Origin of the sequence: Pseudomonas thivervalensis (assembly GCF_001269655.1) — a bacterium.
GTDB lineage: Bacteria > Pseudomonadota > Gammaproteobacteria > Pseudomonadales > Pseudomonadaceae > Aquipseudomonas > Aquipseudomonas thivervalensis.
Window position 1 is genome coordinate 215,881 of record NZ_LHVE01000002.1, and the last position, 24,132, is coordinate 240,012.

The 24,132-nt window shown below is 63.3% G+C and carries 19 protein-coding genes; 13 read left to right on the forward strand and 6 right to left on the reverse strand.

What is annotated here, in order from left to right; genetic code table 11:
• Positions 1-176 precede the first annotated feature (176 nt).
• The 5 genes from kdgD (at position 177) to AD659_RS03610 (ending at position 6,932) form a co-directional block, all read left to right on the forward strand.
• A complete protein-coding gene (kdgD, locus tag AD659_RS03590) occupies positions 177-1,088 on the forward strand; it encodes a 5-dehydro-4-deoxyglucarate dehydratase (RefSeq protein WP_053118441.1) in 912 nt (303 codons plus the stop codon).
• 128 nt (positions 1,089-1,216) lie between these two features.
• On the forward strand, positions 1,217-2,662 hold the full coding sequence (locus AD659_RS03595) for an aldehyde dehydrogenase family protein (protein ID WP_053118444.1): 1,446 nt from the start codon (positions 1,217-1,219) through the stop codon (positions 2,660-2,662).
• A gap of 84 nt (positions 2,663-2,746) precedes the next feature.
• Positions 2,747-4,111 carry an MFS transporter gene (locus tag AD659_RS03600; protein WP_053118446.1) on the forward strand — a complete coding sequence of 455 codons (1,365 nt, stop codon included), beginning with the start codon at positions 2,747-2,749 and terminating at the stop codon, positions 4,109-4,111.
• A 12-nt stretch (positions 4,112-4,123) separates the two neighbouring features.
• Complete coding sequence (garD, locus tag AD659_RS03605; RefSeq protein WP_053118448.1) at positions 4,124-5,677, forward strand: galactarate dehydratase; 1,554 nt, start codon at positions 4,124-4,126, stop codon at positions 5,675-5,677.
• A 313-nt stretch (positions 5,678-5,990) separates the two neighbouring features.
• On the forward strand, positions 5,991-6,932 hold the full coding sequence (locus tag AD659_RS03610; RefSeq protein ID WP_053118450.1) for an AEC family transporter: 942 nt from the start codon (positions 5,991-5,993) through the stop codon (positions 6,930-6,932).
• 134 nt (positions 6,933-7,066) lie between these two features.
• On the opposite strand, the gene AD659_RS03615 is transcribed toward AD659_RS03610, so the two are convergent.
• The 6 genes from AD659_RS03615 to gatC form a co-directional block, all read right to left on the reverse strand.
• On the reverse strand, positions 7,067-7,447 hold the full coding sequence (locus AD659_RS03615; protein WP_053118452.1) for a carboxymuconolactone decarboxylase family protein: 381 nt from the start codon (positions 7,445-7,447) through the stop codon (positions 7,067-7,069).
• On the reverse strand, positions 7,444-8,505 hold the full coding sequence (locus AD659_RS03620) for a calcium/sodium antiporter (RefSeq protein WP_053118454.1): 1,062 nt from the start codon (positions 8,503-8,505) through the stop codon (positions 7,444-7,446). Before AD659_RS03620 ends, AD659_RS03615 begins: the two co-directional genes overlap by 4 nt.
• Positions 8,506-8,554: 49 nt before the next feature.
• Positions 8,555-8,932 carry a septal ring lytic transglycosylase RlpA family protein gene (locus AD659_RS03625; RefSeq protein ID WP_039592255.1) on the reverse strand — a complete coding sequence of 126 codons (378 nt, stop codon included), beginning with the start codon at positions 8,930-8,932 and terminating at the stop codon, positions 8,555-8,557.
• A gap of 185 nt (positions 8,933-9,117) precedes the next feature.
• Entirely contained in the window at positions 9,118-10,563 is a 1,446-nt protein-coding gene (gatB, locus tag AD659_RS03630) for an Asp-tRNA(Asn)/Glu-tRNA(Gln) amidotransferase subunit GatB (protein WP_053118456.1), read from the reverse strand.
• Positions 10,564-10,573: 10 nt separating this feature from the next.
• On the reverse strand, positions 10,574-12,025 hold the full coding sequence (gene gatA / locus AD659_RS03635; RefSeq protein ID WP_053118458.1) for an Asp-tRNA(Asn)/Glu-tRNA(Gln) amidotransferase subunit GatA: 1,452 nt from the start codon (positions 12,023-12,025) through the stop codon (positions 10,574-10,576).
• Between the two features lie 16 nt (positions 12,026-12,041).
• Positions 12,042-12,329: an Asp-tRNA(Asn)/Glu-tRNA(Gln) amidotransferase subunit GatC gene (gene gatC, locus AD659_RS03640; RefSeq protein ID WP_020297123.1), complete on the reverse strand. Its 288-nt coding sequence runs from the start codon at positions 12,327-12,329 to the stop codon at positions 12,042-12,044.
• Between the two features lie 214 nt (positions 12,330-12,543).
• Between gatC and mreB the strand changes: the two genes are divergently transcribed.
• The 8 genes from mreB to tldD all read left to right on the forward strand — a co-directional run bounded on the left by mreB (position 12,544) and on the right by tldD (position 24,002).
• Positions 12,544-13,581, forward strand: coding sequence for a rod shape-determining protein MreB (gene mreB / locus AD659_RS03645; RefSeq protein ID WP_002555108.1), 1,038 nt, complete (start codon positions 12,544-12,546; stop codon positions 13,579-13,581).
• A gap of 141 nt (positions 13,582-13,722) precedes the next feature.
• A complete protein-coding gene (mreC, locus tag AD659_RS03650; protein ID WP_082343509.1) occupies positions 13,723-14,859 on the forward strand; it encodes a rod shape-determining protein MreC in 1,137 nt (378 codons plus the stop codon).
• Positions 14,856-15,344 (forward strand): rod shape-determining protein MreD, encoded by a 489-nt coding sequence (mreD, locus tag AD659_RS03655; RefSeq protein WP_003197820.1) that lies wholly within the window; start codon positions 14,856-14,858, stop codon positions 15,342-15,344. The genes mreC and mreD overlap by 4 nt, the downstream gene beginning before the upstream one ends.
• A 237-nt stretch (positions 15,345-15,581) precedes the next feature.
• Positions 15,582-16,178, forward strand: a complete 597-nt coding sequence (locus AD659_RS03660) for a Maf family protein (RefSeq protein ID WP_053118460.1) — start codon at positions 15,582-15,584, stop codon at positions 16,176-16,178.
• A 56-nt stretch (positions 16,179-16,234) separates the two neighbouring features.
• A complete protein-coding gene (gene rng / locus AD659_RS03665) occupies positions 16,235-17,692 on the forward strand; it encodes a ribonuclease G (protein ID WP_053118461.1) in 1,458 nt (485 codons plus the stop codon).
• Positions 17,693-17,752: 60 nt separating this feature from the next.
• Positions 17,753-21,556 carry a YhdP family protein gene (locus AD659_RS03670; protein ID WP_053118463.1) on the forward strand — a complete coding sequence of 1,268 codons (3,804 nt, stop codon included), beginning with the start codon at positions 17,753-17,755 and terminating at the stop codon, positions 21,554-21,556.
• 134 nt (positions 21,557-21,690) lie between these two features.
• Positions 21,691-22,554, forward strand: coding sequence for a carbon-nitrogen hydrolase family protein (locus AD659_RS03675; RefSeq protein WP_053118464.1), 864 nt, complete (start codon positions 21,691-21,693; stop codon positions 22,552-22,554).
• Between the two features lie 5 nt (positions 22,555-22,559).
• Positions 22,560-24,002 carry a metalloprotease TldD gene (gene tldD / locus AD659_RS03680; protein ID WP_053118465.1) on the forward strand — a complete coding sequence of 481 codons (1,443 nt, stop codon included), beginning with the start codon at positions 22,560-22,562 and terminating at the stop codon, positions 24,000-24,002.
• Positions 24,003-24,132: the final 130 nt, after the last annotated feature.

The window sequence follows — 24,132 nt, forward strand, 5'->3', positions numbered from 1 at the left end:
CGAAGCCCCGATTTACAAGGCTTCGCGCCAAACCCCTCAGTCCCGACTCCCCGACAAAAGACGAAATGCAGTTGACGTTCACATTTTAAGTTGTACGATGACCTACAACTTCACGTAAGCATGAAGCTGAACCGTTTCCTACAACACACATCATTTGCGTCCAGGGTGTTCGAATAATGAATCCACAAGAACTGAAGTCCATCCTCTCGTCTGGCCTGCTGTCGTTCCCGGTCACCGATTTCACTGCCCAAGGCGATTTCAATCGCGACAGCTACATCAAGCGCCTCGAGTGGCTGGCCCCGTATGGCGCCTCTGCATTGTTCGCAGCGGGCGGCACCGGTGAATTCTTCTCCCTGGCCGCCAGCGAGTATTCCCAAGTCATCAAGACCGCTGTCGACACCTGCGCCACCAGCGTGCCAATCCTCGCCGGCGTCGGCGGTGCCACCCGCCAGGCCATCGAGTACGCTCAAGAAGCCGAGCGCCTGGGCGCCAAGGGCCTGTTGCTGCTGCCGCACTACCTGACCGAAGCCAGCCAGGACGGCGTTGCCGCCCACGTTGAAGCCGTGTGCAAATCGGTAAAAATCGGCGTGGTGGTGTACAACCGCAACGTCTGCCGTCTGAACGCCGCTCAGCTGGAGCAACTGGCCGAGCGCTGCCCGAACCTGATCGGCTACAAGGATGGCCTGGGCGATATCGAACTGATGGTGTCGATCCGTCGTCGCCTCGGCGATCGTTTCAGCTACCTGGGCGGCCTGCCGACCGCTGAAGTCTACGCCGCGGCCTACAAGGCCCTGGGCGTGCCGGTCTACTCCTCGGCGGTGTTCAACTTCATCCCGAAAACCGCGATGGACTTCTACCACGCCATTGCCCGCGACGATCACGAAACTGTCGGCAAGATCATCGATGACTTCTTCCTGCCTTACCTGGACATCCGCAACCGCAAGGCCGGTTACGCGGTGAGCATCGTCAAGGCCGGCGCGAAGATCGTTGGTTATGACGCCGGCCCTGTGCGCACCCCGCTGACCGACCTGCTGCCAGAAGAATACGAAGCCCTGGCTGCGCTGATCGACAAGCAAGGCAAGCAGTAACAGACCCGACGAGGCCGCTGAGTAATCAGCGGCTTTTTGCGTAAGGCTTGATCGTTCCCACGCCTGCGTGGGAACGCAGCCAGGGACGCACCGCGTTCCTAGACAGCTTTTGTAGAAGGAGTAGCTCCGTGGCAGATGCAAAGCGTTTCGATAACTACATCAACGGTCAGTGGGTGGCCGGTGCCGACTATTGCACCAACATCAACCCGTCTGACTTGTCCGATGTCATCGGTGAATACGCCAAGGCTGACGCAGCGCAAGTCAACGCCGCCATCGAAGCCGCCCGCGCCGCGTTCCCGGCCTGGTCGACCTCGGGCATCCAGGCCCGTCACGATGCGCTGGACAAAGTCGGCACCGAAATTCTCGCCCGTCGCGAAGAACTTGGCCAACTGCTGGCCCGGGAAGAGGGCAAGACCCTGCCCGAAGCCATCGGCGAAGTGACCCGCGCCGGCAACATCTTCAAGTTCTTCGCCGGTGAATGCCTGCGCCTGTCAGGCGACTACGTGCCGTCGGTGCGCCCGGGCGTCAACGTCGAAGTGACCCGTGAAGCCCTCGGTGTGGTCGGCCTGATCACCCCATGGAACTTCCCGATCGCCATTCCCGCGTGGAAAATCGCCCCGGCCCTGGCCTACGGCAACTGCGTGGTGATCAAGCCCGCTGAGCTGGTGCCGGGCTGCGCTTGGGCCCTGGCCGAGATCATTTCCCGCGCCGGTTTCCCGGCCGGTGCGTTCAACCTGGTGATGGGCAGCGGCCGTGTGGTCGGTGACATCCTGGTCAACAGCCCGAAAGTCGACGGCATCAGCTTCACCGGTTCGGTGGGCGTGGGCCGGCAGATCGCGGTCAACTGCGTGTCGCGCCAGGCCAAGGTGCAGTTGGAAATGGGTGGCAAGAACCCGCAGATCATTCTCGACGACGCCGACCTCAAGCAGGCCGTCGAACTGGCGGTGCAGAGCGCGTTCTACTCCACCGGCCAGCGTTGCACGGCGTCGAGCCGGCTGATCGTCACCGCCGGCATCCACGACAAGTTCGTCGCGGCCATGGCCGAGCGCATGCAGTCGATCAAGGTAGGCCACGCGTTGAAAGCTGGCACTGACATCGGCCCGGTGGTTTCCGAAGCCCAGCTCAGCCAGGACTTGAAGTACATCGACATCGGCCAGAGCGAAGGTGCGCGGCTGGTCAGCGGTGGCGGCGTGGTTACCTGCGACACCGAAGGTTACTTCCTGGCGCCGACCCTGTTCGCCGACAGCGAAGCCTCGATGCGCATCAGCCGCGAAGAGATCTTCGGCCCGGTGGCCAACGTCGTGCGCGTGGCCGACTACGAGGCGGCGCTGGCGATGGCCAACGACACCGAGTTCGGTCTGTCCGCCGGTATCGCCACCACCTCGTTGAAGTATGCCAACCACTTCAAGCGTCATTCCCAGGCGGGCATGGTGATGGTCAACCTGCCGACCGCCGGCGTGGATTACCACGTGCCGTTCGGTGGGCGCAAAGGTTCGTCCTATGGTTCGCGTGAGCAAGGTCGCTACGCGCAAGAGTTCTACACCGTGGTGAAGACTTCCTACATCGGATCGTAATCGCAATACCGGTTGGCGCCGGGCACCGGCGCCAACCGCACAAATTGATTTCCCGTATAAAAATAAATAGTGGAAGTAAATTACATGCAAGAGACCAAGCCGACCCGCGTCCGCTATTTGATCCTGCTCATGCTGTTCCTGGTGACGACGATCAACTATGCCGACCGCGCGACTATCGCCATCGCAGGCTCCAGCCTGCAAAAAGACCTCGGCATCGATGCCGTCACCCTCGGTTATATCTTCTCCGCCTTCGGCTGGGCCTACGTGGCCGGGCAGATTCCCGGCGGCTGGCTGCTCGACCGTTTCGGCTCGAAAAAAATCTATGCCTTGAGCATTTTCACCTGGTCGCTGTTCACCGTACTGCAGGGCTATGTCGGTGAATTCGGCATGTCCACGGCCGTGGTTGCGCTGTTCATGCTGCGCTTCCTGGTGGGGTTGGCCGAAGCGCCTTCGTTCCCGGGCAACGCACGAATCGTCGCCGCCTGGTTCCCCACCGCAGAACGCGGCACCGCCTCGGCGATCTTCAACTCGGCGCAGTATTTCGCCACCGTGTTGTTCGCACCGCTGATGGGCTGGATCGTCTACCGTTTCGGCTGGCAGCACGTGTTCATCGTGATGGGCGTGATCGGCATCGTGTTTTCGCTGATCTGGCTGAAAGTGATCTACAGTCCGCGCCAGCACCCGATGATCAACGAGGCCGAGTTCAATCACATCGCTTCCAACGGCGCGATGGTCGACATGGACCAGGACAAGGGCAAAGACAAGAAAAGCGACGGTCCGAAGTGGGACTACATCCGTCAACTGCTGACCAACCGCATGATGCTCGGCGTGTACCTGGGCCAATACTGCATCAACGGCATCACCTACTTCTTCCTGACCTGGTTCCCGGTGTACCTGGTGCAGGAACGCGGCATGACCATCCTCAAGGCCGGTTTCATCGCGTCCTTGCCGGCGATCTGCGGGTTTATCGGTGGCGTGCTGGGTGGGGTGATTTCCGATTACCTGCTGCGCAAGGGCCACTCGCTGACCTTCGCCCGCAAGGCGCCGATCATCGCCGGCCTGCTGGTGTCCAGTAGCATCGTGGCGTGTAACTACGTCGACATCGAATGGATGGTGGTGGGCTTCATGGCCCTGGCCTTCTTCGGCAAAGGCGTCGGCGCACTGGGCTGGGCCGTGGTGTCCGATACGTCGCCAAAACAGATCGCTGGTCTGAGTGGCGGTCTGTTCAACACCTTCGGCAACCTGGCGTCGATCACCACGCCAATCGTTATCGGCTACATCATCAGCTCCACCGGCTCGTTCAAATGGGCGCTGGTGTTCGTCGGTTGCAACGCGCTGATGGCGGTGTTCAGCTACCTGGTCATTGTGGGCCCGATCAAGCGTGTGGTGCTCAAGGAACCAACGGCCAAGGATGCCGACCTCTCCAGTCTGTCTGAAGCCAAATCCTGAGGAATGGCGTCCATGAATCTGATTGAACATGCCGATTCGCCCCGTTACATCCGCCTGCATGAGCGGGACAACGTGGTGATCGTCGTCAACGACCAGGGCGTACCGGCCGGGACCGAGTTCCCGGACGGCCTGGTCACCGTCGATTTCGTACCGCAGAGCCACAAGGTCACCCTGGTGGATATTCCCGAGGGCGGCGAGGTGATTCGCTATGGCCAGGTCATCGGCTATGCGCTGCAACCGATCCCTTGTGGCAGTTGGGTCAAGGAAGACCAGTTGCGCATGCCCACTGCGCCACCGCTGGACAGCTTGCCGCTGTCCACCGACGTGCCGGTGGCCGATGCGCCGCTGGAGGGCTACACCTTCGAGGGTTATCGCAACGCCGACGGGACCGTCGGCACGCGTAATATCCTGGGCATCACCACCACGGTGCAGTGTGTCACCGGCGTGCTGGACCATGCGGTCAAGCGCATCAAGGACGAACTGCTGCCCAAGTACCCGAACATCGATGACGTGGTGGCGCTGACCCACAGCTATGGCTGTGGCGTGGCGATCACCGCCACCGACGCCTACATCCCGATCCGCACCGTGCGCAACCTGGCACGCAACCCGAACCTGGGCGGCGAGGCACTGGTGATCAGCCTGGGCTGCGAGAAATTGCAGGCCGGGCAGGTGATGCATGAAGGCGACAGTTCGGTGGACCTCAGCGAGCCATGGTTGTATCGCTTGCAGGATTCCAGTCACGGTTTCACCGAAATGATCGAGCAGATCATGGAGCTGGCCGAGACCCGCCTGAAGAAACTCGACCAGCGCCGTCGCGAAACCGTGCCCGCCTCGGAGTTGATCCTGGGCATGCAGTGCGGCGGCAGCGATGCGTTTTCCGGCATTACCGCCAACCCGGCCCTGGGCTATGCCTCGGACCTGTTGCTGCGGGCCGGTGCGACGGTGATGTTTTCCGAAGTCACCGAAGTGCGCGATGCGATCTACCTGTTGACCTCCCGGGCGCAAACCCAGGAAGTCGCCCAGGAACTGGTGCGGGAAATGGACTGGTACGACCGTTACCTGGCCAAGGGCGAGGCTGATCGCAGTGCCAACACTACGCCAGGCAACAAGAAGGGCGGGTTGTCGAACATTGTCGAGAAATCCCTGGGCTCGATCGTCAAGTCCGGCAGCAGCGCGATCAACGGCGTGCTTGGCCCGGGCGAGCGCTTCAAGCAAAAGGGCCTGATTTTCTGCGCCACACCGGCCAGCGATTTTGTCTGCGGCACGCTGCAACTGGCGGCGGGGATGAACCTGCACGTGTTTACCACCGGCCGCGGCACGCCGTACGGCCTGGCGATGGCACCCGTGGTGAAGGTCTCGACCCGCACCGAACTGGCCCAGCGCTGGCCGGACTTGATCGACATCGACGCCGGCCGCATCGCCACCGGGCGGGCGACCATCGAAGAGTTGGGTTGGGAGCTGTTTCACTACTACCTGGACGTGGCCAGCGGCAAGAAGCAGACCTGGGCCGAGCGGCACAAGCTATACAACGACATCACCTTGTTCAACCCAGCGCCGATTACCTGATCCGGCGCTGATCGCGAGCAGGCTCGCTCCCACAGGGATGTGGGGTGAATGTTGATTTTTTGATCGCTGGATATCCAGTGTGGGAGCGGACTTGCTCGCGAAGACGGCGGTACATTCAGCATCGATGCAAGCTGACCCGGCGTTATCGCGAGCAAGCTCGCTCCCACAGGGGATATTTGTTGAGTGTGGATTCTGTGTTCGGCGCAGGATAAATGTGGGAGCGAGCCTGCTCGCGAAAGCGCTTCACCAGACGCCAACGCCGTGAGTGGCTTATCATTAGCCACCTAACGACACTCCTCTCAAGGTCCCCGGCATGCTGGCAATTTTCCTCGAAACCCTGAACGTCACCGCGCCGGTGTTTGCCATGCTGTTTCTGGGGACGCTGCTCAAGCGCCTCGACTGGATCAACGACAACTTCATCCACATCGCCTCGTCCCTGGTGTTCAACGTCACCATGCCGGCGCTGTTGTTCCTCGGCATCCTGCACGCCGACCTGCACGCGGCCTTGCAGCCCGACCTGCTGATCTATTTCTCCATCGCCACCCTGGCAAGTTTCGTCCTGGCCTGGGGCTGGGCGATCTGGCGTTGCCCGCGGGAAGATCGCGGCATCTACACCCAGGGTGCGTTTCGCGGCAACAACGGTGTGATCGGCCTGGCACTGGCCGCGAGCATGTATGGCGACTACGGGATTTCCCTGGGGGCGATTCTCGCGGCGCTGGTGATCCTGTTCTACAACACCTTGTCGACCATCGTGCTGGCGGTCTACAGCCCGGTGATCAAGTCTGATCCGTGGAGCATCTGCAAAAGCGTGATCAGCAACCCGCTGATCATCAGCGTGATCGTCGCCGCGCCGTTCGCCTATTGGCAGATCGGCGTGCCGAACTGGTTCGAGACTTCGGCCAAATACCTGTCGCAAATGACCTTGCCCCTGGCGCTGATCTGCATCGGCGGCACGTTGTCATTGGCGGCCCTGCGCAAGAGCGGCAAGATGGCCCTGAGTTCGAGCCTGGTGAAAATGGTCGGCCTGCCGCTGCTGACCACCCTCGGGGCATGGCTCTGGGGCTTTCGCGGGGCGGAGCTGGGGATTCTGTTCCTGTACTTCGGCAGCCCCACCGCCGCGGCCAGCTTCGTCATGGCCCGGGCGGCCGATGGCAACCATGAACTGGCGGCGGCGATCATCGTCATTACCACGTTGATGGCGGCGATCACCACCAACCTGGGGATCTTTGTGCTGCAGTGGGGTGGGTGGATCTAGGTTCGAAGCGTGGTGTTCCTTAGGCCCGATCGCGAGCAGGCTCGCTCCCACAGGTAATCACAGGTGTACCGGAGTTTTATGTACACCGAAGATCCACTGTGGGAGCGAGCCTGCTCGCGATTGCGATCTCCCAGTCACTCAGGTTTCTGGTAAGCGTCGATCACTTCCTGCGCCGCCCGAAACGCATCGATTGCCGCCGGCACGCCGGCATACACCGCGCAATGCAGCAACGCCTCGCGAATCTCTTCCACCGTGCAGCCATTGTTCAGCGCGCCGCGCACATGGCCCTTGAGTTCCTGCGGACACTTGAGCGCGGTGAGGGCGGCGAGGGTGATCAGGCTGCGGGTCTTCAGCGGCAGGCCTTCGCGGCTCCAGACGCTGCCCCAGGCGTGTTCGTTGACGAAGTCCTGCAACGGCTGGGTGAAGTCGGTGGCGTTGCCCAGGGCGCGGTCGACGAACGCGTCGCCCATGACCTGGCGACGCATGTCCAGGCCGGTCTTTGGAGTGTCGGTCATGGCAAATCCCTCTTGTGGTGTTGGCGGCGCCAGGCGCGCAGGGAGGTGAACAGCAAAAACGCGAGCAGGGCCGGCAGTACATAGAACAGCATCAGCCGTTCCAGTTGGCCGGCCAGGGGCATGCCGGTGGTGAATGACACCACGTGCAGCCCGTAGGCCAGGTACAAGCCCAGGAACAGCAAGCCTTCGGCGCGGGTGACGCGATAACCGGAATAGAACACCGGCAGGCACAGCACCGCCACGCCGAGCATCACCGGCAGGTCGAAATCCAGGGCGTTCGGCGAGACCGACAGTGGCGTGGGCGCGGCCAGGGCGGTCACCCCGAGCACGCCCAGCAGGTTGAACAGGTTGCTGCCGATCACGTTGCCCACCGCAATGTCCCGTTGGCCGCGCAACGCCGCGATCAACGAGGTGGCGAGTTCCGGCAGCGAGGTGCTGACGGCGACGATGGTCAGGCCGATGATGCGTTCCGAGAGCCCGAGGTCCGTCGCCACTTCCACCGCCGCACCCAGCAGCAGGTGCCCGGCGAACACCAGCATCGCCAGGCCCGATACAATCATCAACACACTCTTGAACCAGGACAGGTGGGCCACGTCGCCCCCCACCGGATGCGGCCGCGCCGAATGCCGCGACTGACGCAGCAACAGCCCGAGGTACACCGCCAGGGCCAGCAGCAGCCAGACGCCGTCCAACCGGGTCAGTTCCTCATTCAATGCCAGCACGAACACCAGCAGGCTGGCGCCAATCATCAACGGGATGTCCAGGCGCACCAGTTGGCGCGAGACGCGCAACGGAATGATCAGCGCCGACAGCCCGAGGGTGACCAGGATATTGAAGATGCTGCTGCCGATCACGCTGCCCACGGCGATGTCGGCGTTCTGCGCCAGGGTCGCCTGCAGGCTGACGGCCATTTGCGGCGCGCTGCTGCCGAACGCGACGACGGTCAGGCCGATGATCAGCGGCCTGACCTGCAAGCGTGCCGCCAGGCCCACGGCGGCGCGCACCAGCAGTTCGGCGCCACCGATCAGCAACAGCAGGGCGCCGAACAATTCGATCAGACTGAGCAGCGGTAGGGCGGTGAGTAGGGAAATGGCCGGGCTCCGTCTATCAATCGTCGAGGGCTTGCACGCGTACCCGGGCGGTGCCGCTGCGCAACATGCCCAGTTGCTCGGCGGCTTCGCGGGACACGTCGATCAAGCGGCCACGAGTATACGGGCCGCGATCATTGATGCGGACCACGACGCTGTCGTTGTTTTTCAGGTTGGTGACTTTCACCCGGGTGCCGAACGGCAACTGGCGATGGGCGGCAGTCAGGCCATGCTGGTCGAAGCGCTCGCCGCTGGCGGTGCGCTTGCCATGGTGCCTGGCACCGTAATAAGAGGCGACGCCGGTCTGGTCGTAGCCGTGTGGATCGACCGTCCCGCTCTGGCTGGCGCAACCGGCCAGCAGGGACAGCAGGGCGCAGGCGCCGAGGAGACGCTTCATCAAGGAGTTTCCCACATCAGTGTGGTTGTGAAAATTAATGTGGCGAGGGAGCTTGCTCCCGCTGGGCTGCGCAGCAGCCCCCTGAATCTGGTAGCAGATTGTTGGGGGCCGCTTCGCGACCCAGCGAGAGCAAGCTCCCTCGCCACAGGGGGTTGAGCCAGATTGGAAGACTGGCTCCATGGCAATCAGCCTTCGAGCTTGCTTTTGAGCAGTTCGTTGACCTGTTGCGGGTTGGCCTTGCCCTTGGAGGCTTTCATGGCCTGGCCGACGAAGAAGCCGAACATCTTGCCGCGCTTGGCTTCGTCTGCCGCACGGTACTGTTCGACCTGTTCGGCGTTGGCCGCGAGCATTTCATCGAGCACGGCGGAAATCGCGCCGGTGTCGGTGACCTGCTTCAAGCCGCGCTTCTCGATGATCTCATCGGCGCTGCCCTCACCATTGGCCATGGCTTCGAACACCATCTTGGCGATCTTGCCGGAAATGGTGTTGTCCTTGATCCGCACCAGCATGCCGCCCAATTGCTCGGCGGAGACCGGCGACTCATCGATTTCCAGGCCCTGCTTGTTCAACAGGCTGCCCAACTCGACCATCACCCAGTTGGCCGCCAGCTTGGCGTCGCCGCCGATGCTCACGACTTTTTCGAAGTAATCGGCCTGTTCGCGGCTGGTGGCCAGGACGTTTGCGTCATAGCTCGACAGGCCGAACTGCGCCTGGAAACGCTCGCGCTTCTGTGGCGGGAGTTCCGGCAGAGTGGCACGTACGTCATCGAGGAACGAATTCTCGATGACCACTGGCAGCAGGTCCGGGTCGGGGAAGTAACGGTAGTCGTTGGCTTCTTCCTTGCTGCGCATCGGACGGGTCTCGTCCTTGTTCGGGTCGTACAGGCGGGTCTGCTGGATGACCTTGCCGCCGTCCTCGATCAGTTCGATCTGGCGCTGGATCTCGCTGTTGATCGCCTTCTCGATGAAACGGAACGAGTTGACGTTCTTGATCTCGCAGCGGGTGCCGAACTCGACCTGGCCCTTGGGCCGGATCGACACGTTGCAGTCGCAGCGCAGCGAACCTTCGGCCATGTTGCCGTCGCAGATACCCAGGTAGCGCACCAGCGCGTGGATCGCCTTGACGTAGGCCACGGCTTCCTTGGCGCTGCGCATGTCCGGCTCGGAGACGATTTCCAGCAGCGGTGTGCCGGCACGGTTCAGGTCGATGCCGGTGGCGCCGTTGAATTCTTCGTGCAGGCTCTTGCCGGCATCTTCTTCCAGGTGCGCCCGGGTGATGCCGACGCGCTTGACCGTGCCGTCTTCCAGGGCGATGTCCAAGTAGCCCTTGCCGACGATCGGCAGTTCCATCTGGCTGATCTGGTAGCCCTTGGGCAGGTCCGGGTAGAAGTAGTTCTTGCGGGCGAACACGTTGTGCTGGCCGATCTCGGCGTCAATCGCCAGGCCGAACATCACCGCCATGCGCACCGCTTCGGCGTTGAGCACTGGCAGCACGCCGGGCATGCCCAGGTCCACCAGGCTGGCCTGGGTGTTGGGCTCGGAACCGAATGTGGTCGAGCTACCGGAAAAGATTTTCGACCGGGTGGTGAGCTGGGTATGAATCTCCAGCCCGATCACGACTTCCCATTGCATGTGTTTCTCCTCAGAAGCCGGTTGGGGTGCGGGTGTGCCAGTCAGTATTGAGCTGGTACTGGTGCGCCACGTTGAGCAGGCGGCCTTCCTGGAAATACGGCGCGAGCAGCTGCACGCCCACCGGCAGGCCATCGACGAAACCGGCCGGCATGGACAGGCCCGGCAAGCCGGCGAGGTTGGCGGTGATGGTGTAGACGTCTTCCAGATACTCGGCGATCGGGTCGCTGTTCTTGGCGCCGAGCTTCCAGGCCGGGTTCGGCGTGGTCGGGCCGAGGATGATGTCGACCTCGTTGAAGGCGGCCATGAAGTCGTTCTTCACCAGGCGGCGGATTTTCTGCGCCTTGAGGTAGTAGGCATCGTAGTAGCCGGCGGACAGCGCATAGGCGCCGACCATGATCCGGCGCTGCACTTCGGCGCCGAAGCCTTCGCCACGGGAGCGCTTGTACAGGTCGACCAGGTTTTCCGGGTTCTCGCAGCGATGGCCGAAGCGCACGCCGTCGAAACGCGACAGGTTCGAGGACGCTTCCGCCGGGGCGATCACGTAGTACGCCGGAATGGCGTGCTGCATGTTCGGCAGGCTGATTTCCTTGATGACCGCGCCGAGCTTCTCCAGCTCCTTGACGCTGTTATGAACCAGTTCGGCGATGCGTGGGTCGAGGCCGGCGCTGAAGTACTCCTTTGGCACGCCGATGCGCAGGCCTTGCAGCGAGCCGTTGAGGCTGGCGCTGTAGTCCGGCACGGGCTCATCGATGCTGGTGGAGTCGTTCGGGTCGAAGCCCGCCATGCCTTGCAGCAGGATCGCGCAGTCTTCGGCGGTGCGCGCCAGCGGGCCGCCCTGGTCGAGGCTGGAGGCGTAGGCGATCATGCCCCAGCGCGAAACGCGACCGTAGGTCGGCTTGAGGCCGGTGAGGTTGGTGAACGCCGCCGGCTGGCGAATCGAGCCGCCGGTGTCGGTGGCGGTGGCGGCCGGCAACAGGCGCGCGGCCACGGCGGCGGCGGAACCGCCGGACGAGCCGCCCGGTACGTGTTCCAGGTTCCACGGGTTCTTCACCGCGCCGTAGTAGCTCGACTCGTTGGCCGAGCCCATGGCGAATTCGTCCATGTTGGTCTTGCCCAGGGTCACCGTGCCAGCGGCGGCCAGCTTGGCGACCACGGTGGCATCGTACGGGGCCTTGAAGTTGTCGAGCATCTTCGAGCCGCAGCTGGTGCGGATGCCCTGGGTGCAGAACAAGTCCTTGTGGGCGATTGGCGCACCGAGCAGGGCGCCGGTCTCACCGTTGGCGCGGCGGGCGTCGGCGGCCTTGGCCTGGCTCAGGGCCAGCTCCTGGGTGAGGCTGATGAAACTGTTGAGCTGTGGGTCGAGCTGGGCGATACGCGCCAGCAGGACCTGGGTCAGCTCTTCGGAGGAAAACTTTTTATCGGCGAGTCCGCGGGCGATCTCGGCCAGGGTCATGTGATGCATGAGAGGCTCTTTCCCTTTAGTCGATGACTTTCGGAACCAGGTACAGGCCGTTTTCGACCGCTGGTGCGATGGACTGGTAGGCCTCGCGGTGATTGGACTCGGTCACGACGTCGGCGCGCAGGCGCTGGCTGGCTTCCAGTGGGTGGGCCAGCGGTTCGATACCGTCGGTATCGACCGCCTGCATCTCGTCGACCAGCCCCAGAATGCTGTTCAGGGCAGAAGTGATGTGTGGAAGATCGGCTTCATTGAGGCCCAGACAGGCCAGATGAGCGATTTTTTCCACGTCGGAGCGTTCAAGCGCCATGGGATTCTCCAGTGGAAAACAAAACGGACGCAGTCTGTCCGTGTGTTAGATTGTCGGAACACTACCGCATTTCTACGGCCCTACGGCCGCGATTTCGGGGTTTGGTGCACAGAAAAGCGGCCAATTTAACATATTGGCGCCTTGCCCAAAATCCCTGTCGTTGTTAGAGTTTGCCGCACTTTTTTACCCACGCGTTGCCTAGGGTCCCTTTCCCATGTTCAAGAAACTGCGTGGCATGTTTTCCAGCGATCTTTCCATCGACCTGGGCACTGCCAACACCCTTATTTACGTGCGCGAGCGCGGTATCGTCCTGAATGAACCCTCGGTCGTGGCCATCCGCACCCACGGTAACCAGAAAAGTGTCGTGGCTGTCGGTACCGAAGCCAAGCGCATGCTGGGCCGTACACCGGGCAACATCGCAGCCATTCGCCCCATGAAGGACGGCGTGATCGCCGACTTCAGCGTCTGCGAAAAGATGCTGCAGTACTTCATCAACAAGGTTCACGAAAACAGTTTCCTGCAGCCCAGCCCTCGTGTGCTGATCTGCGTGCCATGCAAGTCCACCCAGGTAGAGCGTCGCGCTATCCGTGAATCGGCCCTCGGTGCCGGTGCCCGTGAGGTGTTCCTGATCGAAGAGCCGATGGCCGCTGCCATCGGTGCCGGCCTGCCGGTGGAAGAAGCCCGCGGCTCCATGGTCGTCGACATCGGTGGCGGTACCACTGAAATCGCGCTGATCTCCCTCAACGGTGTGGTCTACGCCGAATCCGTACGTGTGGGCGGCGACCGTTTCGACGAAGCGATCATCACCTACGTGCGTCGCAACTACGGCAGCCTGATCGGCGAATCCACCGCCGAGCGCATCAAGCAGGAAATCGGCACGGCCTACCCGGGCGGCGAAGTGCGTGAAGTCGACGTACGCGGTCGCAACCTGGCCGAAGGCGTTCCACGGGCGTTCACCCTCAATTCCAACGAAGTGCTCGAAGCGCTGCAAGAGTCGCTGGCGACCATCGTCCAGGCCGTCAAGAGCGCCCTGGAGCAGTCGCCGCCGGAACTGGCCTCGGACATCGCCGAGCGCGGCCTGGTGCTGACCGGTGGTGGCGCGCTGTTGCGTGACCTCGACAAGCTGCTGGCCCAGGAAACCGGCCTGCCGGTGATCGTTGCCGAAGACCCGTTGACCTGCGTTGCCCGCGGCGGTGGCCGTGCGCTGGAAATGATGGACAAGCACACCATGGACCTGCTCTCCAGCGAATAAGTCTGGCTGAGTGGTCTATGTTGTTTGCGCCCGGGCAGCACTTTGCAGTGCTGCCCGTTGGCGTTTATCTTCTGTCATTCGTATCCAGGCCGGTTTGATGCCGTATGAATAAAGAAAACATTTGCCTGGGAGGAGCGGCCTATTAAACCGCTTTTCGCCAAAGGCCCCTCATTGGGCGTGCGCCTGCTGGTGCTGACCGTGCTGTCGGTCGCGCTGATGGTGGTCGATGCCCGCTTCACGCTGCTCAAGCCTGTACGCAGCCAGATGTCGCTGGTGTTGATGGAATCCTATTGGATCACCGACTTGCCGCAGCGCTTGTGGCAAGGTGTCGCCAGTCAGTTTGGCAGTCGGACCGAACTGGTCGCCGAAAACGAAAAACTCAAGACCGAAAACCTGCTGTTGCAGGGGCGCATGCAGAAGCTGGCAGCCCTCACCGAGCAGAACGTGCGGCTGCGCGAGTTGCTCAACTCCTCCGCACTGGTCAACGAGAAGGTCGAAGTGGCCGAGTTGATCGGCATGGACCCCAACCCCTTCACCCACCGCATCCTGATCAACAAGGGCGAGCGCGACGGCGTGGTCCTCGGCCAACCGGTGCTCGACGCCCGGGGCCTGATGGGCCAGGTGGTGGAGTTGATGCCCTACACATCGCGCGTACTGTTGCTGACCGATACCACCCACAGCATTCCGGTGCAGGTCAACCGCAACGGCCTGCGGGCGATCGCCAGCGGCACCGGCAACCCGGAGCGCCTGGAACTGCGGCACGTGGCCGACACCGCCGACATCAAGGAAGGCGACCTGCTGGTCAGCTCCGGCCTCGGCCAGCGTTTCCCGGCCGGGTACCCGGTGGCGACGGTCAAGGAAGTCATCCATGACTCCGGCCAGCCGTTCGCGATTGTCCGCGCTGTGCCGACGGCGGCGCTGAATCGCAGCCGCTACCTGCTGCTGGTCTTCAGTGACAACCGCACGCCCGAAGAGCGTGCCAACGACGCCGCCGTGGCCCAGGAAGCCCAGGACCGCCAGGGCGGCGAGTCGGCCGCTCCGGCTGCACCTGCACCCGCAGCGCCCGCAGTACCGGCCACGGTGCCCAAGCCCCAAGCGACAACACCCGCCGCAACCGCCCCGGCCACCACGCCGTCGACCGCACCCGCCACGCCTGCCGCGACACCCGCCAGGCCGGCCACCCACGCGCCGGCGTCCCAGCCTGCGAGGCCCGCGGCCCGACCACCGGCCTCGACACCCGCCACTGCACCGGCGCCCAGGGGAGCACGAGAAGAATGAGCAGTACCCAATCCGGTAACGGCTGGATGGTCTGGCTGACCTTCGCCATCGGCCTGTTGCTCAGCGTTTCGCCGCTGCCGCAGTTCATGGAAATCCTGCGTCCCCTGTGGCTGGCCCTGCTGCTGGCCTTCTGGGCGCTGGCCCTGCCTCACAAGGTCGGCATGGTCACCGCCTGGTGCCTGGGCCTGGCCGAGGACGTGCTTTACGGCACGCTGCTGGGGCAGAACGCATTGATCCTGACGCTGATCACTTTCCTGGTGCTGTCGCTGCAACAACGCCTGCGGATGTTCCCCATGTGGCAACAGTGCCTGGTGATCCTGGTGATCTTCGGCCTGGCGCAACTGGTGCAATTGTGGCTCAGCGCGCTGACCGGCAATCGCCAGCCGACCCTGGCGCTGGTCTTGCCGGCCCTGGTCAGCGCCTTGCTCTGGCCGTGGGTCAGCTTCGGTTTGCGTGGCCTGCGCCTGCGTTTCAAAATCAACTGATTCGCTCGGGATATCTACACTTTTTTTGATGACTTACATCCCTGTGGCGAAAGATTGAATCCCGCTGGGCTTTGTAGGAGCTGGCGAAGCCTGCGATCTTTTGATCTTGATCTTTCGCTTGCAACTCAATTGTCTGGGGCAAGATCGCAGCCTCGCTTCGCTCGTCAGCTCCTACGGCGCAGCCCGGCGGGAGCAATCTTTGGCCACAAAAGCCGGTCGCGTTAGGGAGATGTCTTGATGAAACCGCTTTACCTCGCCTCAGGCTCGCCGCGTCGGCGTGAGCTGCTCACGCAGATCGGCGTGCCCTTTACCGCCGTCGGCGCGGACATCGATGAAACGCCCCTGGACCACGAAACCCCATCGGCCTATGTCGAGCGCCTGGCGTGCGGCAAGGCCGAGGCGGGTCGGCGAGCCCTGGACGTCGGCATGGATGGCTGCGTGTTGGGCGCCGATACGGCTGTGGTACTGGACGGGCGAATTCTAGGCAAACCGCTGGACCAGGCCGATTCCATGACGATGCTCTTGAGCCTGTCCGGTCGCGAGCATGAAGTATTGACCGCCATTGCCATACTGGATGGGCAGCGTTGTGAATCCCTCGTTGTGCGCAGCCTGGTGCGCTTTCGTTCGATCACGGAACAGGAAGCGATGGCCTACTGGGCCAGCGGCGAACCCCGGGACAAAGCGGGCAGCTATGGTATCCAAGGGTTGGGCGCGGTGTTCGTCGCCGGGCTGGAAGGCAGTTATTCCGCCGTGGTCGGCCTGCCGCTGTGCGAAACCGCAGAACTACTCGGCCATTTCGGCATACCCTGTTGGCAAACCTTGAACGCGCGCTGAGCGCCGTCTGACTTGATGCGGCCATTATCGTGAACATGCCTGAACGAGACCCTGCCATGAGTGAAGAGATCCTGATCAACATCACGCCGATGGAATCGCGCGTGGCGGTGGTTGAAAACGGTGTGTTGCAAGAGGTCCACGTCGAGCGCACGCAAAAGCGTGGCATCGTCGGCAATATCTACAAGGGCAAAGTGGTAAGGGTGCTGCCGGGCATGCAGGCGGCCTTCGTCGACATCGGCCTGGACCGCGCGGCGTTCATCCACGCCTCGGAAATTTCCATGCGCGAAGGGCCGGCCGTGGAGAGCATCAGCGCGTTGGTGCATGAAGGCCAGAGCCTGGTGGTGCAGGTCACCAAGGACCCAATCGGCTCGAAGGGCGCGCGCCTGACCACGCAACTGTCGATTCCGTCGCGCTACCTGGTGTACATGCCGCGTACCGCCCACGTCGGCATTTCCCTGAAGATCGAAGACGAAGCCGAGCGCGAGCGCCTAAAGCAGGTGGTCAGCGACTGCGTGGAAAAAGAGGGCATCAAGGAAACCGGTGGCTTCATCCTGCGCACCGCCGCCGAAGGGGCCGGGGCCGATGAGATCCTCATGGACATCCGCTACCTGCGCAGGCTCTGGGACCAGATCGCCGCGCAGATCAAGACCATCGCCACCCCCAGCGTCATCTACGAAGACCTGGGCCTGGCGCTGCGGACCTTGCGTGACCTGGTCAGCCCCAAGATCGAGAAGATCCGCATCGACTCCCGGGAAACCTTCCAGAAAACCACCCAGTTCGTCGCCGAACTGATGCCGGAAATTGCTGACCGTCTCGAACACTACCCGGGCGAGCGGCCGATTTTCGACCTCTATGGCGTCGAAGACGAAATCCAGAAGGCCCTTGAACGCAAGGTGCCGCTCAAGTCCGGCGGTTACCTGGTGGTCGATCCGGCCGAGGCCATGAGCACCATCGACGTCAACACCGGGGCATTCGTCGGCCATCGCAACCTGGAAGAAACCATCTTCAAGACCAACCTGGAAGCCGCCACGGCGATTGCCCGACAGCTGCGCCTGCGCAACCTGGGCGGGATCATCATCATCGACTTCATCGACATGGAAGATGAAGAGCACCAGCGCCAGGTGCTGCGGACCCTGGAAAAACAACTCGAACGCGATCATGCCAAGACCAACATCATCGGTATCACCGAGTTGGGCCTGGTGCAGATGACCCGCAAGCGTACCCGCGAGAGCCTCGAGCAGGTGCTGTGCGAGCCGTGCAGCAGTTGCCAGGGGCGCGGCAAGCTCAAGACCCCGGAAACCGTGTGTTACGAAATCTTCAGGGAAATTCTCCGAGAGGCGCGCGCCTACCAGGCGACCGGCTATAGAGTGTTGGCGAACCAGAAAGTGGTGGACCGCCTGCTTGACGAGGAGTCAGGCAATGTCGCGGAGCTGGAAGCGTTTATCGGACGCACGATTCGCTTCCAGGTCGAAACCATGTACTCCCAGGAACAATACGACGTGGTGTTGCTCTGAAGAGCTTGGGAAGCGGCGGGCCCGCGGATCTGATTGTCTTTGCCTGGGGAGCCCACTGACATGGAGCGTCTGACACGCATGATCGCGACGCTGACCCGTTGGGGGCTGGGGCTTTGCGCCTTGCTGCTGGTGTTGGTGGCGTTGTACGTCAGCCTCGGCCGCGAGTTGGTCCCGCTGGTGGCCGAATACCGCGCCGAGGTCGAGACCCGCGCCGGTGCCGCCTTGGGCATGCCCGTGCACATCGGCAGCCTCGACGGCAGTTGGGCCGCCCTGGCGCCGATCCTGGCGGCGCGCGACGTGGTGGTTGGCGAGGGGCCCAACGCCTTGCACCTGGATCAGGTGCGGGCCGTGCCCGACCTGTGGGACAGCCTGCTGGCACGACAAATGCGCATTGCCCACCTGGAAGTCAGTGGCCTGAAGATCAGCCTCAAGGAGGGCGCCGACGGCAAGTGGGCCCTGGAAGGCCTGCCGGTGAAGGACGATCAGCCCCTCGACCCGCAGCAACTGCTCGAACACATGCAGGTGGTTTCCAAGCTCTCGGTGCTCGATAGCCAGGTGACCTTGCAACCCATCGAGCAACCGCCACTGACCCTGACCTACGTCGGCTTGAGCCTGCGCACCGGTGCCACCCGCCAGCGCCTGGACGCGCGCCTGACCCTGCCCGACGGCCAACCGGTGGCAATCAATCTGCGCACCCGCCTGCGCGCCAGCGACTGGAAGAATGGCCAGGCCGATGCCTATTTGAGCCTGCCGCAAAGCGACTGGTCCAAATGGCTGCCGAAACGCCTGACCCGGCAATGGAATTTCTCCCGGATCCAGGCCGGCGGTGAGTTCTGGCTCAGTTGGGGCGAAGGCACGGTGCAAAGTGCGGTCATGCGCCTGAACGCGCCGCAGCTCGACGGCGCCTATGGCGAACGCAAGCCGGTGCAGATCCACAACCTGGCCCTCAACGCTTATTTCCAGCGCGGCAGCCAAGGGTTCACCGCGACCTTCGATTCCCTGGCGATGAACCTGGGCGAGACCCGCTGGGAATCGCACCTGCAACTGCAACAGACTGCCGCCACCGAGCAGGCCGAAGAGCGTTGGCATCTGCAGGCCGACCGCCTCGACCTGACCCCGCTCACACCGTTGCTCAATGCCTTGGCGCCATTGCCCGAAGGCCTGGCCACGACCATTGACCGACTCAAGGTGACCGGTGCCCTGCGCAACGTGCTGCTGGACTACCGGCCGCAAAACACCGGTGACCAGAAAGTCAGCTTCGCCACCAACCTCGATACCGTGGGCTTCGATGCCTATCGCGGCGCCCCGGCGGCGCGCAACGTCTCCGGGAGTTTGAGCGGTGACCTGGGCGGCGGCGAGCTGCGCATGGACAGCAAGGACTTTTCCCTGCACCTGGACCCGATCTTCGCCAAGCCCTGGCAGTACCTGCAGGCCAACGCCCGGCTGACCTGGAAGCTCGACAAGCAAAGTTTCACCCTGATCGCGCCGTACCTGAAGGTGCTGGGCGAGGAGGGGCGGATTGCCGGCGATTTCCTGATCCGCCTGCATTTGGACCACAGCCAGGAAGATTACATGGACCTGCGGGTCGGTCTGGTGGACGGCGATGGACGTTACACCGCCAAATACCTGCCGGCGGTCCTCAGTCCGGCGCTGGATGAGTGGCTGCGCACGGCAATCGTCAAGGGCGCGGTGGACCAGGGTTTTTTCCAGTATCAAGGCTCGCTCAATCACGGTGCCGGGGACGCGGCGCGCAGCATCAGCCTGTTTTTCAAGGTGCATGACGCCGAACTGGCGTTCCAGCCGGGTTGGCCTTCGGTCAGCAAGGTCAGCGGCGACGTCTTCGTCGAAGACAGCGGCGTGCGCATCTTCGCCAGCCAAGGGCAATTGCTCGATACCCAGGTCAAGGATGTTTCGGTGACCATTCCCCACGTACCGACCGGGCAGAGTTCTCATCTGCTGCTGGACGGCGGGTTCGCCGGCGGGCTGGGCGACGGTCTGAAAATTCTCCAGACCGCGCCGATCGGGACGGCCGAGACGTTCGCCGGCTGGGAAGGCGAGGGCGACCTGAACGGCAGCGTGAAGCTCGATATCCCGCTGGTCAAGGGCGAGCAACCAAAAATACTGGTGGATTTCGCCACCGACAAGGCCCGGCTCAAACTCAGCGAACCGGCGCTGGAACTGACCCAGCTCAAGGGCGATTTCCGCTTCGACAGCAACAAGGGGCTGAGCGGCAAGGGCATCAGTGCCCGGGCATTCGACCGGCCCGTGACCGCGCAGATTTTCGCCGAGGGCCGTGCCGGTGCACTCAACACGCGGGTCGCGGCGTCCGGGCAGGTGGAGATCAAGAAGCTCACCAGTTGGTTGAATGTCACCCAGCCGCTGCCGGTGTCCGGTGTCGTGCCCTATCAGTTGCAAGTGATCCTCGACGGCGCTGATAGCCAGTTGTCGGTCAGCTCCAGCCTCAAGGGCGTGGCCGTCGACCTGCCGGCCCCCTTTGGCATGGCCGCCGATGTCGGGCGCGACACGGTGTTTCGCATGACCCTGCAAGGGCCGGAGCGGCGTTATTGGGTCGATTACGGCGACCTGGCCAGCTTCACGTACGCCGCGCCGAGCGGGAAAGTTGCCGACGGTCGCGGCGAGTTGTTGCTGGGCGCCGGCGATGCGGTACTGCCCGGCGCCAAGGGGCTGCGACTGCGGGGTACGTTGTCGGAACTGGACGTGAGCCCCTGGCAGGACTTGGTGAGCAAATACGCCGGCCAGGACCCGGGCGGCAGTGCCAAGCAACTGCTCAGCAGCGTGGATCTGACCGTTGGCAAACTCACGGCCATGGGTACGACCCTGGACCAGGCGTCGGTGCAACTGGACCGCAAACCGGACGCCTGGGCCTTGCGGCTCGACAGTCAGCAGGCCAAGGGCAATGTCAGCCTGCCCGACGCCAAAGCCGCACCGATTGGTATCAGGCTGGATTATGTCCGCCTGCCGGCCACCGACCCGACGGTCCAGGCGGATGAAAACGCACCGGATCCACTGGCGTCGGTTGATCCTGGCAAGATCCCGGCCATGGATATCGTCATCGACCAATTGTTCCAGGGCCCCGATCTCATCGGCGCGTGGTCGTTGAAAGTGCGACCGACCGCCAAGGGCATCGCGCTGAACAACCTGGACATGGGCCTCAAGGGCATGGTGTTGAACGGCAGCGGCGGCTGGGAAGGCGTGCCCGGTTCCACCGGCAGTTGGTATAAGGGCCGGATCAGCGGCAAAAACCTGGGCGATGTACTCAAGGGCTGGGGCTTTGCCCCGAGCGTGACCAGCCAGGCATTCCGCCTGGATGTCGATGGTCGCTGGCCCGGTTCGCCGGCGTGGGTCGCCACCAAGCGCTTCTCCGGCAGCCTCGACGCCTCGTTGACCAAGGGCCAGTTCGTCGAAGTCGAAGGCAGTGCCCAGGCGTTGCGGGTATTTGGCTTGCTGAACTTCAACTCCATCGGCCGACGCTTGCGCCTGGACTTCTCCGACCTGTTCGGCAAGGGCCTGAGCTACGACCGGGTCAAGGGCCTGCTGGTGGCGAGCGACGGGGTGTACGTGACCCGCGAACCCATTACCCTGACCGGGCCGTCGAGCAACCTGGAACTCAACGGCACGCTGGACATGGTGGCCGACCGGGTCGACGCCAAGCTGCTGGTGACGCTTCCGGTGACCAACAACCTGCCGATTGCCGCGCTGATCGTTGGCGCGCCGGCGGTGGGTGGGGCACTGTTTCTGATCGACAAGCTGATCGGTGACCGCGTGGCGCGCTTTGCCAGCGTAAGATACGACGTCAAGGGGCCGTGGAAAGAGCCGAAGATCACCTTCGACAAACCGTTTTGACGAGTTAACGCTAGTCCCTGTGGGAGCGAGCCTGCTCGCGATGGCATAGGATCAGTACAAGAGATGTGAACTGACCCACCGCCATCGCGAGCAGGCTCGCTCCCACAGGGGAGGTTCGACACTAGGGAGAAACCATGCCAGTCGCCGTGATTCAAATGGTCAGCCAAAGCGATGTGCTCGCCAACCTGGCCCGCGCCCGGGTGCTGCTGGAGCAGGCTGCAGCCGGCGGCGCGAGGCTGGCGGTACTGCCGGAGAATTTCGCGGCGATGGGGCGGCGGGACGTGGCCGATATCGGGCGTGCCGAAGCCTTTGGTCAGGGACCGATCCTGCCCTGGTTGAAACAGGCCGCCCGCGACCTCAAGTTATGGATTGTGGCCGGCACGCTGCCGTTGCCACCGGTGGACCAGCCCGAGGCCAGGTCCCACGCCTGTTCGTTGCTGGTCGACGATCAGGGCCAGATCGTGGCGCGCTACGACAAGCTGCACCTGTTCGATGTGGACGTGGCGGACAATCGCGGGCGCTATCGCGAGTCGGATGACTATGCTTACGGTGCCAACGTGGTGGTGGCCGATACACCCGTCGGCCGGGTGGGGCTGACGGTCTGTTATGACTTGCGGTTCCCGGAGCTCTACAGCGAGCTGCGGGCGGCCGGGGCCGAGCTGATCACGGCGCCGTCGGCGTTTACCGCGGTGACCGGCGCGGCCCATTGGGACGTACTGATCCGCGCCCGGGCCATCGAGACCCAGTGCTACGTGCTGGCGGCCGCCCAGGGCGGCGTGCATCCGGGGCCTCGGGAAACCTTTGGCCATGCGGCCATTGTCGACCCGTGGGGCCGCGTGCTGGCACAACAGGATCAAGGCGAGGCCGTGCTGTTGGCCGAGCGCGACAGCAGCGAACAAGCGTCCATCCGGGCGCGCATGCCGGTGGCCAGCCATCGGCGCTTTTTCTCGCAGGGCGCTCGACAGCGGCCTGTCCAAGACGACGAATTCAAGGCGTAAAACATATGAGCGGGTTGTTGTCCTCAGTCAGTGAACACCTTTTAGCCCCCGGCGGCGTGACCCTCGACAGCCTGCAAGGCGTGCTGGGCGACCTGGCCGGCCCGGGCATCGATGCCGCCGACCTGTATTTCCAGGGCCAGATTTCCGAGTCCTGGTCGCTGGAAGACGGCATCGTCAAGGAAGGCAGCTTCAACCTCGACCAGGGCGTGGGCGTGCGTGCCCAGTCCGGCGAAAAGACCGGTTTTGCCTACAGCAACGCCATCACCCTCGAAGCCCTTGGTGCGGCGGCCCGTGCGGCCCGCTCGATCTCACGCGCCGGGCAGAACGGCACGGTCCAGGCGTTCAGCAGCCAGGACGTGGCGCAACTCTACGCCCCGGACAACCCGCTGGAAGTCATGAGCCGCGCCGAAAAAGTCGAGCTGCTCAAGCGCATCGACGTCGCCACCCGTGCCCTCGACCCGCGCATCCAGCAGGTGTCGGTCAGCATGGCCGGGGTCTGGGAGCGGATCCTGGTGGCTTCCACCGACGGTGGCCTGGCGGCGGACGTGCGGCCGCTGGTGCGCTTCAACGTCAGCGTGATCGTCGAGCAGAACGGTCGCCGTGAGCGCGGCGGCCATGGCGGTGGCGGGCGCACCGACTACCGTTATTTCCTCAGCGAAGACCGCGCCATGGGCTACGCCCGTGAAGCGCTGCGCCAGGCATTGGTCAACCTCGAAGCCATCCCGGCGCCTGCGGGCACATTGCCAGTGGTGCTTGGGTCCGGCTGGTCCGGCGTGCTGCTGCACGAAGCAGTGGGTCACGGCCTGGAAGGCGATTTCAACCGCAAGGGCAGTTCGGCCTACAGCGGGCGCATGGGGGAGATGGTCGCCTCGAAACTCTGCACCATTGTCGATGACGGCACCCTGGCCGGACGTCGCGGCTCCCTGAGCGTTGACGATGAAGGCACGCCGACCGAGTGCACCACGCTGATCGAAAACGGTGTACTCAAGGGCTACATGCAGGACAAGCTCAACGCCCGATTGATGGGCGTGGCCCGTACCGGCAACGGTCGCCGTGAATCCTACGCGCACCTGCCGATGCCACGCATGACCAACACCTACATGCTCGGTGGCCAAAGCGATCCGGCGGAAATCATTGCCTCGGTGAAAAAAGGCATCTATTGCGCCAACCTCGGCGGCGGCCAGGTGGACATCACCAGCGGCAAGTTCGTGTTTTCCACCAGCGAGGCCTACCTGATCGAAGACGGCAAGATCACCGCACCGGTCAAGGGCGCGACCCTGATCGGCAACGGGCCGGAGGCGATGAGCAAGGTGTCGATGGTCGGTAACGACCTGGCGCTGGACAGTGGAGTGGGCACGTGCGGCAAGGACGGGCAATCGGTGCCGGTGGGCGTCGGCCAGCCGACCCTGAAGATCGATGCGATTACCGTGGGTGGCACGGGCGCATGAAAATATTGAGGGGCTTGCGTGAACCGTGGCGAGGGAGCTTGCTCCCGCTCGGTTGCGTAGCAACCGCATCTGGGCTACTGCGTAGCCCAGCGGGAGCAAGCTCCCTCGCCACGGTAACAGCCGCCCCTTG